Genomic DNA, 13,104 nt, shown 5'->3' with positions numbered 1-13,104 from the left:
CGATATCGTATATTTCTAAGAAAGAGCTTATGCAACAATCCTCTTCGAATATTATCGATGCTATAGCGAAGCAGCCGGGAATAGCTCAGATAACCACCGGGAATGGGATATCGAAGCCGGTTGTCAGAGGATTGGGATACAACCGTGTTGTAGTTGTCAATGACGGTATCCGTCAGGAGGGGCAACAGTGGGGAGACGAGCATGGTATAGAGATAGATGCACAAAGCGTGAACTCTGTTGAAATACTGAAAGGCCCTGCCAGTTTGATTTACGGTTCTGATGCATTGGCGGGAGTTATTAATTTCTTGCCCGAACCTATCCTCCCCGAAGGAATAATAAAGGCTAATCTGATGAGTGAATATCAGACTAATAATGGACTGTTCAACTATTCGGTAAATGCATCAGGTAATAATAGCGGGTTTGTTTGGAACTGGCGTTATAGTGATAAAATGGCTCATTCATATAAAAATAAGTACGATGGTTATGTCTATAATTCAGGATTTAGAGAACGGGCTGTGTCTGGGCTGCTTGGTATTAACCGAAGCTGGGGTTATTCGCATCTTAGCCTGGACTATTATCACCTAACCCCCGGAATAGTAGAAGGTGACCGAGACCAAGAGACTGGAAGATTTCTAAAACCAGCTATTGCAAATGGTGAAGAAACTGAAGTTGTGGCATCTGATAGTGATAGCAAATCATACGAAAAGCAGATGCCTTATCAGCAGATATATCACTACAAAGCCTTACTGAATAATAGTATTATAGTGGGAGAGGGGAATTTGAAAACAATTATTGGTTATCAACAAAACAGGAGGCAGGAGTTTGAAGAAATAGCAGAACCTGATACTTACGGTTTGTATTTCCAACTTCATACAGTTAACTATGACATTCGCTATACGCTGCCTGATATTGCGGGATATAAGTTTGTAGCAGGCATAAACGGTATGTATCAACGATCGTTAAACAAAGGATCGGAGTTTCTGATACCGGAGTATAATCTGTTTGATATCGGAGCTTTTGCACTGGTAAGTAAAAATATCGGAGCTCTTGATATTAGCGGCGGATTACGTATCGATCGCCGTTATAATAAGGCTAAAGCATTGTTCTTGAATGAACAAGAGGAGGTTGTTACTCCATCAAGCCCCGATGCTGAAGAAAAGTTTCATGCCTTTTCCCGAAACTTTACCGGTATTAGTGCCAGCTTAGGATTGACTTATCAGTTTTCGGACGAATGGAATACAAAGTTGAATGTGTCACATGGATTTCGTGCCCCAAATATGAGTGAGCTTGCATCTAATGGTGCTCACGAAGGTACAATTCGCTATGAGAAAGGAAACAGTGACCTAAAGGCCGAAAATAGCTGGCAGGCTGACTGGGGACTAGGTTACTCCTCTCCGCTTATTTCGGGTGAGTTATCTCTGTTTGCCAATAGGATAAATAACTATATCTTTTCTCATAAACTATTGGACACTAATGGGGAAGACTTGCTTACCGATGGCTATAAGACATATCAGTTTGTATCAGGTGATGCTCGTATCATGGGAGGTGAAATCAGCGTTGATATACATCCTGTGGAGCAGTTGCATTTTCAGAACTCATTTTCGTATGTAAGTTCTGTACAGCTAAACCAGCCTGATTCTACAAAGTATCTTCCGTTTACGCCAGCTCCGAAGCTTATATCTGATATCCGTTACGATCTGATACGCCACGGCAAAAAGTTATTGAACAATACTTATGTCTCTTTCGGAATAGAAAGCAACTTGAAGCAGAGCAAAGTTTATTCAGCTTTTAGAACCGAGACACCGACACCAGCCTATACACTTTTCAACGCTTCAATAGGTACCGACTTTGTCCACAAGGGGAAAACGATAGCTTCACTCTTCTTCGCTGTGAATAATCTGACAGATAAAGCCTATCAGAACCATTTGAGCAGATTGAAGTATGCCGATGAAAATCCCGTGACAGGCAGACAAGGGGTGTATAACATGGGACGAAATTTCAGCTTGAAACTTCTGATTCCTTTGTCTTTCTGAACAGATAGAGACTATAACTCCAATTTATAATGAAGGCAGCACGAATGATATTGATTATCAATGGGCTGCTTTTATTATACACTTCGTATAATTCTGATCTATACATTCTTTAATGAAAAAGGTGACAAAAGTGACAGTTATTTCACTTTTTTTATTTGTAACTTTTCTGTTACTTTTTCTTCTATTGGTTTGTATATAGATAAATAATAAAATTAATTATAGTTGATTGTTATCTAGTGATTCAACAAAAAGAGGCTACTAAAACAGTAGCCTCTCTCCGTAATAAATATTTAATTTTATTTAGTTACACATTTGTATTATTGTCTTTTACCGAACGTGTACTCAATTCTTAGAACTTACTTCTTATCGCTAGGCTTTACCTTACCTGCTTTTTGAAGTGCCGCAAATTCATCTTTCGCTTTTTTAAGTTGTGCCATAAATGCATCATTCGCATGTAAGCGTGCTACAACTGCACTCGATACTAATCTGGCCGCATCAACATCACTCTGGAAATGGTATCCACAGATAACTCTGCTTTGTCCCATTTCATATCCACGTTTCAAGATTTCATTTTGTCTGTCAACATTTATTTCAGCCAAAACAAGTGCCGTTGCCCAACCGATTGCTGTATGACCTGATGGATATGAACCATTGGTTGACAGTGCGTGTTGATGTTCGGGTAGGCAAGTTTGTTCATTGTAAAAACTGAAAGGACGAACTCGCATATAATGCACCTTAGCATGACGAGTAGCCAAGTCTCCGGCATCCTCACGCATGTTTATTATAAGCTTATATATTTCAGGAGTCTGTTCTTTCGTGATTTCAAGTCCAAATGCTTCGGAAAAAGCCAATGGTACACCATTACCACCTATCTGTGCGTCACTCACAGCCTGTTCTCCTCTAGGGGTATTTCTTTGCAGTTTTCCCCAGTCATGTTGAGCTTTATCGTATAAGAAAAGAATGCTATTGGCTTCGGGTGGAGGTGGTAAGAGCTCCAGACTATTTGCGACTTCCGATTCTTCCAAGTAATATAAATCAGGGTTTGTTCTCTTATCTCTTATCTTTTTGTCTTGCGCAAATATATTCAGCGAAATTAAAGAACAAACTAAAATGGCTAATGTAATTCTTGCTTTCATAACTTTATAATTTAAATAGTTAGAACTTATACTTTACTCCAAATTCGGCTGTAAAAGGACGGATGTATGTACCCGACATTACAGTACCTTCTTTACTCTTCACATCAGCATCGGTAACGATCAGGTCTGCATCAGGAATAGAGCCCGAAACTCCACGTTGATTCAGTAAGTTTACGAAAGTAGCGCTTACATCAAAGTTTTTAGAGATTTTGTAATTTACACCTGCAAATGTCTCCCAACGTCCATCAAAGTATAGAGTGTTCGGTTTGTTGAAATACTGTTTGCTAAAGTATCTTGCACTAGCCCAAACTCTTAAATCTTTCCAAGTATAACTAGGATCTATCTCTATCAATACCTTTGGAACTCCGGTCACTGTCTTATCTCCAAAATCGTAAGAAGAGACTGTTCCATCGGAGAATTTAAGGTCTCCGTTGAAGTTTTTATATTTTGGTTGTTGCAATGTCAATAGAAAATGTAAATTGAAGCTTTTCGCAGGAGTAAATAATACATCTGTAGTCCATCCTAATGTCTGTACATCGTATTGTGTCATCGCTCTTTCAACATCGGAGCTATTATTCGGATTTGAGAAATTCACAGTGGTACGGTAATTATTCCTGTTAATATATGTTGCCTTTGATACTAAGCTAACAAACTTGTGATTGTAAAATACTCCTATTGCCGCCTCGGGAACTTTTGAAATTTCTAACTGAGGGTCTTTGCCCGATGAATATTTGTTCAAGTGAGCTCCATCTTCATTGTAAACAGCTTCTCCTAGCAAACCAAATTTGTCTGTCAACTTGATTACAGCATTTACCATTACAGCTTTTGTCAACCAATCATGTTTAATATCTGATTTCGGTGCATCACCAATCAAACGTATATTGCCATTTTGATCTTTTCTGTCGCCACTTTTTATATAATTACCTCTTAAGTTGAAGTATTGCAGGCGAGCACCAAAGTCTAAAGTAACTACATTCGATACATCCCATTTGTCTAAGAAGAACAGTGCGGTTTTGTTCTCGCTGCCATCATAGTACTCATAGTTTGCATTTAACCTCATATCTCCATTTGGATTTGTATTGGAGATTAGTTTTAATTTCCTAGGATTAGGAGCTACTTCCTGATAATATTGAGATGATTCGGTCAGGAAATTATGAGTCTCAAAATACCACTGATCAATACCAACAGACCATTTGTGGTTGCCCGATTTTCTTCCTACTTCTACTGTACCCATTAATGTATTCATCGGAGTTCTTCTCGAAGCCAGGTTCATTACACTTTGTACATTTTCTCCGGCATAGGCACTTCCGTCATCTACATAATTCAACTTACCGGAAAGGTTGGAGACATTCTCAACTCCCGTCATTACAGCAGTATACATACCTGTTTTTGCATAACGATAACGCAGTATGTAGTCAATGTTTAGGCCATTTGAAAGTGTATTTTTACCGATAATATCTAAAGTATGTGAAGCTGTTCCATAATCTTTAACCGGATCTCTTTTTACAGCTTGCCCTGTGTAAGCATCTTTCAACGTAAGTACGCCGCTTTGTTCGATATAAGAGTCTCGACCTAACCTAAAATTATCAAGTTCTGAGACCTTTCCATTTCTATCGAAGCGGAATGGACTATACTTATTGTTAATGTTGTCGATATTCGCATACTTGTAGAATGCCGTTATAGACCCTTTTATATTTTCTCCCTTGTACTCCTGCGTCAAAGCTGCCTTATACAACTGAGCCTTGTCGTTATAATATCTTGTAATACCTTTAGGTTTGAACGTGCCCGGGTCGAAACTTCCGTATGCACCGACAGAGAATTTAAGTCCTTTCTGGTTTATAGGCCCACTAAGATTAATATCTCCACGCATCAATCCGAAATGGTTTGAATTCAACGAGCCTTTGCCCTGAAATTTATCAGTACCCAGATTGTTGAAAGTACTCAATGATACGCCCACTTCTCCCACACGAACGGCTGTTTGCCCTAAGTCAAGCATTTTTCTTTTTGCAATTGACGCATCATTACGCCATGCTCGTGGTGGTAGTTCGGGCCAATAAAAGAATACAGTTGGTATACCATTCTCTAACACTGTTGTACCTCCAGTACTAGCCGGTAATCCGATATTAACATCGCGCGGCCCGGTATTGTTTGCTGCATTAAGCATCACATTGCGATCGCCTTCTTTGACCTCGCCGGCAGCTTCTTTTTTCGATTTGTTTTTTTCTTGAGCATTCATTCCTACACCTGTAAAGGCAAGAAATAGAGCTAAGAAAAGATATTTATTTGTCTTCATTCTGTTTGTTTTAGTGTTTCGATTTTTTTACTAATTGGAGGCGGCTTTGCCCTTTTCTACATAACTCATATCACCAACCGATTCTACAGTAAATTTGCCATCTTTGTAGATCACCTTGCTTACAGATGCGTTCCCAAGGTGGGTAGGTTGGATAAATTTACCCGAGCTATCTAAGTCCGATAAAAGTATCCCAATAAACATTCCATGAACGACTACTAATACATTTCCTCCGCCTAATTTTGCTTCTTTTTCTGCAATTGCTTTAAATGCAGCCTGCCCTCTCTTTTTTACGTCGTAATAGTTCTCAGCCATTCCCAATTCATCCAAATCTTTTAGTGCCTGCATGGCATTGATGTATACTTGGTTGTCGGTTTTCATCGCTTCAAAAAATTCTTTCATGTTGCGTAGTCCGATTCTAAGGGCAGCGTCTCCCCACATTTTCTCATCTGGTTTGCCCTCGTAGCTACCAAAACAAGCTTCCCGCAATCCTTCATCTTCTTGTAAAAGAAGACTTTTCTGTCCCTTTTTCTCTAAAACGATACGGGCTGTTTGGCGAGCTCTACCCAAGTCGCTGGAATAAGCCGCTTTCAGAGGAACGTCTTTCATCCCGATACCCAAATATTCGGCAACAGCTACTCCGGGTGGGGTCAGAGGGGTATCTGCCCACCCTTGAGCCTGCACTAAGGTGTTCAGTATAGTTTTACCATGTCTTGTTACATAAAAAGTAACAGTGTTATCTTTACTTGCATCTTGTGCAAACACGTATGGTGTTATGCATAGCAAGATAGCAGCAAAGAGAATTTTCAATTTGCTCATAAAATTTTAAAGGTTAAATAGGTTAATTAATGTGTATATTAAGGTGACTAATAGTTTTTGTGTATGTATTAATTCTTTATATATTTCTGGTTGCGTACATCTTTTATTACCCCTTTCCAGTTGAGTCCAAATCCGAAATCATAAGTGTTGCCTTCTGTATCTGTATGGCATTCCATATCGAAAGGAACATCTTCTTTCTGTTTTTCTACAGTAACCATGTTAGCCGGCATTTGCACAGGAAGCAAGCCCGAAGGTTCTGCTTTACCCGAAACAATATCCATTACAGCTTTGTCTGATACACCAAAACGAATGACTATACCTTCTACTTTGGTTTCGAATTCGTTAAATACCATCGGTCTGGTAGCATTTACAACAACTACAACAGGCTTATCACCCATCTGTGTTTTTGTATCCAGTATTGTATTCAGATCTTTTGTATTAACTACAGTTGTAGATTTTCCTTTGTATGATCTGTCTGTTATAGAAGGATCTACTACTGGGTCTCCTGCGGCGATACTGTGACTTCTGGCTTCTGTAGCTGTATAAGGACCATATTGTAGAGAAATGGGAACGTATCCATTTCCTCCGGCTTTTCTATCTTCTTTATTATAGCCTCCACCATCGCTATTGCTATGCGGAGAGTTTACAAATACAAGAGCAAAATCTGCGTTTTGAGGATTGTCTGTTACATTGTAATACTGTTTTACTAAGTCAAGATTTACGGGTATTGCCTCAGTTTCTGGAGTTATATTGCCCCACCAGTCTCTAACAGAAGGATTTATTTTCTTAGGAATATATACCGTTTTCTTGCTATCCTTCACAGGTAATACTGTCGATTTATTTTTTAGTAATACGATAGACTTCAGTTGAGCTTCATAACCCGCCTTTACAAATGCTTCACAACCAACTGTTGCTTCACTTTCTTTAGGATCGAGGTACGGATTTTCGAAAAGCCCTACCCGAAATATATTCTTTAATAAACGAACTGCCGATTGCTCGAATCGTTTGCGCATAAATTCTTCTCCATGCTCTTTTACACCCATGCGATAAGCTTCTAATACAGGTTCTTTATCATTGTTTCCTCCAAACTGATCAACTCCCGCCATGATGGTTAGGTAATGTCTTTCGGGAATAGAAAGTTTTTCTGCTCCCCATGGTTTTCCTGCAAAATCTCCCGGAGATTTCCCTTCATCTCCTGTAATCAGCCAGTCGGTGCAAACTACGCCATCATATCCATACTTGTCGCGCAGAAGGTCTGTTATGATATACTTACTAAATCCATTAGCATAGTTTGTTCCGTCTTTTGCCTGATTATACGATATTGTATAGTATGGCATAACGGCTGATGCTTTATTCGTTTTGCCTTCTAACTTGAAAGCCCCTTCGAGGAATGGCTTTAGATGTGTTTCGAAATTGTTTCCCGGATAGACGGCAAACTTTCCGAATGCCCAATGCCCGTCACGACCACCTTCCTCGGGGCCTCCGCTAGGCCAGTGTTTTACCATTGCATTTACACTGTTGTAGCCCCATCCGTCTTTAATCTCTGCATCTCCTTCCGAAGTTTGGAAGCCATCAATATAAGCACGAGCCATATCTGTTGCCAATTTCGGACTTTCTCCAAATGTCATGTTGATACGAAACCAGCGAGGCTCGGTTCCTAAATCTATTTGAGGTGAAAGCGCAGTTGCTATGCCTAATGCTCTATATTCTTTAGCGGCTATCTCTCCAAATTGTTTTACGATCGAAGGATCAAAAGTCGCTGCCATGGCTAATCCATCAGGCCATATAGATATGCGGTCTCCTCCTGCGTTGAATTCAGGATTCGAAGAACCAGCCAATTGTCCCGAATGTCGAGGGTCTGAACTTGTGTTTCCCGGAATGCCTAATCCAAGACCTTCGATGTAGGCTTGCATCTGATTGTTCCAGCGAGCTGCTACTTCAGGATTTTGGATACCCATAACTAATACGTGTCGCAAATTATCTTCTTTCAAAAACTTCTTTTGTTGATCCGTCAGCTCCCAAGCATTCGCTCCGCTTTCGATGAAGGACTTTCCATTGTATGTTCCAGCAAAAAAACCACTTTCCTTAGCCGGTAACGATTGGTGTCCACTGTATAGCATCAGGCCAGCAATTTGTTCAATAGACATCAGTGAAGCGAGGTTCTCTGCTCTTTCTTGTACAGGCAAGCGCCAATCTTCATACTTATCCAACTTTCCGTTTTTGTTGAGGTCTTTAAACTTGAGATCGTCAATCGTAATGATTTTTACACCAGATGATTCAGAGTATCCAAGTGTTGGCCCACCTTTATTTTCAACAAGGATGTAATCATCGATTTTAGTTGGCTGTGTACATTGCAAACTTAATATTCCCAGTAAGAATATTGGAATATACTTCTTTTTCATAATATTGATATTTATGTTAGGTGCGTTATGAGAACGCATTTTAGTTTTGCAAATGTATTTATAGATTTTGATATAAAAAATTAATAGACGTATTTTGTACGCAATTATGTTTTATAACACAATTTGGCTTTAGTAAACATATTTTTATTCGGAATATATTCTCTAATTTTGCCATCTAATCATTTTAATAGGATATAGAGACCTAGATTATGAAGGATTTAAGGAAGTTGACATATGAAGATCATACCGCAGAGAATTCGCACCCAGGCTTTTCGGTAGATTGTGTTATAATAGCTTTTCACAAGGGGAAAATAAAAGTACTGCTGAGAGATTTTGGTATAAACAATTATAAGGCTCTATTAGGCGGTTTTGTTTTTAATGACGAAAGTGCAGATCAAGCGGCACACAGGATACTGGAACTGTATACAGGGTTGAGCAATATTTTCCTAAAGCAATTTGCATTGTTTAGTGATCCGAACAGAACTATCATGAAACAAAACCTAGACTATGTAGCTCAATATAGCTCGGTAAGGAATGATGGAAAATGGCTGTTAAGGCGATTTATAACAATGGGCTACTTTGCTTTGGTGAAGTATGATGAGGTAAATGACTTTGTATCCGAAAAAAAGCAATTACATTGGTATGATATAAATAAATTGCCTGCTATGTATTCAGACCATAAGCTTATTATAAAAAAAGCACAAGAGTCAATCAAACTCTTAATGCCAATAATACCTATAGGATATGAGCTGCTTCCCGAGAAATTTATGATGACCGAATTGAGAAAGATTCATGAAATATTTTTAAATAAAAAGCTTGACAGGCGAAACTTTCAACGAAAAATACTTCAGGAAGGATTTGTTATTCAACTGGACGAACGAAAAAAGGGGAAAGAGTATAATGCCCCTATTTTATATAGTTTTATTTCTCCCGATATTAAGGATACGATGTGATAGTATCTCTCAGATATGAATACAAATGCTTGCTGTTAGAAAAAGATCTCGAATTTTGTCCAACCATTTTCAGACTTCAAGTCAAATTTGCAATTATGATTAAGCAAGACTTCACGAACAAACATTAATCCGATTCCCTGACCTGTCTGTTTGGTAGTAAAGAAAGGTGTGAATAGTTTTTGTTTTGTTTCTTCCGGTATATCCGGACCATTGTCTTCAATGGTAATCGAAAGAGGCTGGGAGGTAGTAATGATATTTATATCTCCATTCTTGTCTATTGCTTCGTAGGCATTTTTTACAATATTGACGAGTACTTGTTCGAACTGTATACTGTCGATACATGCTAAATCTTTCCCGGTAGTCAGATTCAAATTAAGATTTATATTTCTTTTTAAGCATTCTGCTCGGGAGAGAGTTTCGACAGACCGTGCCAATTCATTTATGCTTACATCGGATACCGATGGTTCGGGGATTTTTACAACTTCGGCAAAGTTACTGATAAAATGCCCCAAATGCTTACATCTGTCGAAGGATGCATCTACAGCAGGCAATACATCGATCAATTCGCTGTTTTCATTCTGTTGTAATATATCCGATATAACATTAAGGGTAGAACTTACTGCACCCACCGAATTGTTTACCTCATGTGCCATCATGCGGATAATACCCTCGTATGATTTTTTCTCAATCTTTAGCAATTCATGCGTCAACTCTTCGATGAGGATAAAAGGATGCGCAAACCCTCTGTCTATAAACGAAGAGCGGGAACAACGATACATTGTTATACCCGAACTGCGTATCACTACATCTTCTCCTTGCTTTAGTTTGCTTAGTTGATCTCCTATATTTATTCCCGATTCATCCAGCTTTTTGTTTTTTACGTCATTGATATTGTTTATACTCAACAGTCGTAGTCCTGATGGGTTAACCTCTGTGATTTTATCGTCAAAATCTAAAATGATAACCCCCTGTGGGGATGCTTGTATAAGCAAATCAAGAAAGTGATTTTTCTCTCTCACTTGCAGCCTTTCGTCTTTCAATTGATCCATCATCTTATTGAAAATCTCAATCAGCTTGTTGGCTTCGCTATCGGAAACGGGACGCAGACGAGTCGAAAAATCCTGTTCTTTTAATAGTTCCATACCATCGCTAATAATCTGGTATGGTTTTATAAGTCGGTAGTAAAGGGTGATAAAAAATATAATAGCAAGGATAGCTATTCCTTCTATAAGTAGAAACTTGTATAAGTCTGTTCTAAAAAAAACAAACCCTACAGTTAATAAAGAACCAAAGACAAGAACTGCTAATATCCAGAATAAGATTTTTGATTTCATAGTCCCTAATCATTTGTGCTTATTCCATATTTCTCCAGCCTTCTGTATAATGCTTGTCTGCTTACGCCTAGTGCTGTTGCCACCTTCGAGAGATTACCCCCATATAGTTCCATTGCTTTTTCTATCATCTTTTTTTCCAATTCGTCTAAAGGATAGATAGAGTCGGGGAGTGTAGACGATGAATTGGGGATTGCTGTATATTGATCTTTAAAATCGCTATCGGTAAGTATGTTTTTACCTGAGACGAGAATAACTCTATCCACCAGATTTTTCAATTCTCTTATATTTCCGGGATATGGTAATCTTTTCAAGAAGCTGATTGCTTCCGATGTAAATTCAATGTTTTCTAATCCGTTTATTTCGACTTGTTTTTTTGCGAAATGTTTTACAAGTAGAGGAATGTCATCTATCCGCTCACGCAAAGCCGGTACTCTTATCGTGATAAGGTTGATCCGATAGAACAGGTCTTCTCTGAATGTGCCTTTAGAGACCATGTCGGCAAGATTGCGATTGGTTGCACTAATGACACGTACATCAACTTGTTTTTGCTTGCTGTCACCTAACGATTCAAACGTTTTATCCTGCAACACCCTTAATAATTTCACCTGACATGCCGCATCTAGTTCTCCTATTTCATCGAGGAAGATGCTTCCTTTATTTGCTAATTCGAAGCGACCAATTCTGTCATAATGAGCATCGGTAAACGCTCCTTTTTTATGGCCAAACATTTCACTTTCGAAAAGAGATTGTGAAATACCCCCTAGGTTTACCTTCACAAAAGGATTCTTTTTTCTGTTGCTGTTCTCGTGAATAGCCTCAGCTATAAGTTCTTTTCCTGTACCACTTTCGCCTGTAATAAGGATAGAGGCATTTGTTTTGGCTACCCGTGAAATTGTATTGAATACATTTTGTAAGAGGGGAGACTTGCCTATGATTTTATCATTCCGAAAAGCTTCGTCGCTACTGATATGTGAATTGTTTCCGGCTGCCTCTTTTTCACTTCCCTCTTTCAACTGTATCGCTGTCTGAATGGTGTTCAGTAACACCATATTGTTCCAAGGCTTGGTGACAAAATCAAAAGCACCGGCTTGTATTCCCCTCACTGCAAGGTTGATCGATCCCCATGCCGTAATAAGTATAACAGGTACGTCAGGGCAATAAATTTTTACTTGCTTCAGTAAAGTAAGTCCTTCTTCTCCGCTTGTTCCTTTGGTATAATTCATATCCATCAGGATCAGGTCGGGAGATGTGGCTTTCACAAAAGCTATTGCCTCTTGAGGAGATGTTACATTCGCTGTTTCATATCCGGCCCTTTTTAATACTAAAGAAAGGGATGAACGTATAGCAGCATCGTCGTCACAGATCAGTATCATAAAAATCTTCGTTCTAGTGGATAAAAATAATGATTTTGAAGTTAATCAACAATCTTATCGTAATCAGCAGATATTTCTTTATTGCCTAAAAAATCGTAAAGGGTCAGACTTCTTATCTGGTAATAATAAGACCATAGCAGATACATCTGTTCGATATAATTACGTCTGGCTTCATCTTTCGAAGATTGGGAGTCGTTCAGGTTTAATACATCAATTTTACCTAATACAAACGCTTCGATAGAGGTATTGTAACGTTGCTGTGCAATTATATCTGTTTCTTTTGCCAGTTCCAATTGCTTCGACTGACTATTAAAGTTCTGTACACGAAGATATACATTTTGATTGAAATCTATTTGCTCTTTTTCTATCTTAGAGTTTTCTACTTCACGATTAGCTTCAGCTATTTTTACTTTTCCTTTGCTTTTGCCCCAATCCAAGATCGGTATTTTGATACCAACATTAACGACTTGGTTGTTTCTCCAGTTGTTGCTGTTGAAGGCTTGAGCAAAACGATCTTCCTGTCCCGACATTCCAAATGAAACAAATAATGTCGCATTCCAACGGTCTGCTTTTGCCTGGCTTACATCGCGAGACGCTTCCAGCATTCTTTTCTGGATATTCTGCGTAAAGGGGTTGTTTTCTCGTGCCAATGTTACCACCTGCGAATAAGACAAAATCGGCATTCTACTTAGAAGCCCTTCCGGTATAGCGGGCTTAATGATAATGTCTTCTCCATACCCAAGAAAGGAACGCAACTGAAACAT

9 protein-coding genes are annotated in these 13,104 nt (G+C 38.8%); 2 read left to right on the top strand and 7 right to left on the bottom strand.

Annotation, left to right across the window (positions count from 1 at the left end):
- On the top strand, positions 1-2,033 hold a 2,033-nt coding region (locus LDB17_RS02945), incomplete at its 5' end, for a TonB-dependent receptor (protein ID WP_393924879.1).
- A gap of 356 nt (positions 2,034-2,389) precedes the next feature.
- Here LDB17_RS02945 and LDB17_RS02940 read toward each other — a convergent pair.
- The 4 genes from LDB17_RS02940 to LDB17_RS02925 all read right to left on the bottom strand — a co-directional run bounded on the left by LDB17_RS02940 (position 2,390) and on the right by LDB17_RS02925 (position 8,680).
- Positions 2,390-3,169, bottom strand: a complete 780-nt coding sequence (locus tag LDB17_RS02940) for a phosphatase PAP2 family protein (RefSeq protein ID WP_252638152.1) — start codon at positions 3,167-3,169, stop codon at positions 2,390-2,392.
- Between the two features lie 19 nt (positions 3,170-3,188).
- Complete coding sequence (locus LDB17_RS02935; RefSeq protein ID WP_252638150.1) at positions 3,189-5,462, bottom strand: hypothetical protein; 2,274 nt, start codon at positions 5,460-5,462, stop codon at positions 3,189-3,191.
- A 30-nt stretch (positions 5,463-5,492) separates the two neighbouring features.
- The gene (locus LDB17_RS02930) at positions 5,493-6,278 is read right to left on the bottom strand and encodes a histidine phosphatase family protein (protein WP_252638148.1); all 786 of its coding nucleotides are present in this window, start codon (positions 6,276-6,278) and stop codon (positions 5,493-5,495) included.
- Positions 6,279-6,346: 68 nt separating this feature from the next.
- A complete protein-coding gene (locus tag LDB17_RS02925) occupies positions 6,347-8,680 on the bottom strand; it encodes a glycoside hydrolase family 3 N-terminal domain-containing protein (protein WP_252638147.1) in 2,334 nt (777 codons plus the stop codon).
- Positions 8,681-8,889: 209 nt separating this feature from the next.
- Between LDB17_RS02925 and LDB17_RS02920 the strand changes: the two genes are divergently transcribed.
- Positions 8,890-9,633, top strand: coding sequence for a hypothetical protein (locus LDB17_RS02920; protein WP_252638146.1), 744 nt, complete (start codon positions 8,890-8,892; stop codon positions 9,631-9,633).
- Between the two features lie 35 nt (positions 9,634-9,668).
- On the opposite strand, the gene LDB17_RS02915 is transcribed toward LDB17_RS02920, so the two are convergent.
- The 3 genes from LDB17_RS02915 to LDB17_RS02905 all read right to left on the bottom strand — a co-directional run.
- A complete protein-coding gene (locus LDB17_RS02915; RefSeq protein ID WP_252638145.1) occupies positions 9,669-10,967 on the bottom strand; it encodes a PAS domain-containing sensor histidine kinase in 1,299 nt (432 codons plus the stop codon).
- A 5-nt stretch (positions 10,968-10,972) separates the two neighbouring features.
- On the bottom strand, positions 10,973-12,340 hold the full coding sequence (locus LDB17_RS02910) for a sigma-54 dependent transcriptional regulator (protein ID WP_252638144.1): 1,368 nt from the start codon (positions 12,338-12,340) through the stop codon (positions 10,973-10,975).
- A gap of 41 nt (positions 12,341-12,381) precedes the next feature.
- Positions 12,382-13,104: TolC family protein (locus LDB17_RS02905; protein ID WP_393924878.1), on the bottom strand; the 723-nt coding region annotated here is incomplete at its 5' end.

The organism is Dysgonomonas sp. Shenzhen-Wh21, from assembly GCF_043392705.1.
Classification (GTDB): domain Bacteria; phylum Bacteroidota; class Bacteroidia; order Bacteroidales; family Dysgonomonadaceae; genus Dysgonomonas.
Note: the sequence above shows the minus strand (reverse complement) of the source record. Positions and strands in the feature narration are given on the sequence as shown.

Bases quoted from the DNA above. Each gene is read 5' to 3' on its own strand.
- LDB17_RS02940 (WP_252638152.1), bottom strand. From the start codon at position 3,169: ATGAAAGCAAGAATTACATTAGCCATTTTAGTTTGTTCTTTAATTTCG.
- LDB17_RS02935 (WP_252638150.1), bottom strand. From the start codon at position 5,462: ATGAAGACAAATAAATATCTTTTCTTAGCTCTATTTCTTGCCTTTACA.
- LDB17_RS02930 (WP_252638148.1), bottom strand. From the start codon at position 6,278: ATGAGCAAATTGAAAATTCTCTTTGCTGCTATCTTGCTATGCATAACA.
- LDB17_RS02925 (WP_252638147.1), bottom strand. From the start codon at position 8,680: ATGAAAAAGAAGTATATTCCAATATTCTTACTGGGAATATTAAGTTTG.
- LDB17_RS02920 (WP_252638146.1), top strand. From the start codon at position 8,890: ATGAAGGATTTAAGGAAGTTGACATATGAAGATCATACCGCAGAGAAT.
- LDB17_RS02915 (WP_252638145.1), bottom strand. From the start codon at position 10,967: ATGAAATCAAAAATCTTATTCTGGATATTAGCAGTTCTTGTCTTTGGT.
- LDB17_RS02910 (WP_252638144.1), bottom strand. From the start codon at position 12,340: ATGATACTGATCTGTGACGACGATGCTGCTATACGTTCATCCCTTTCT.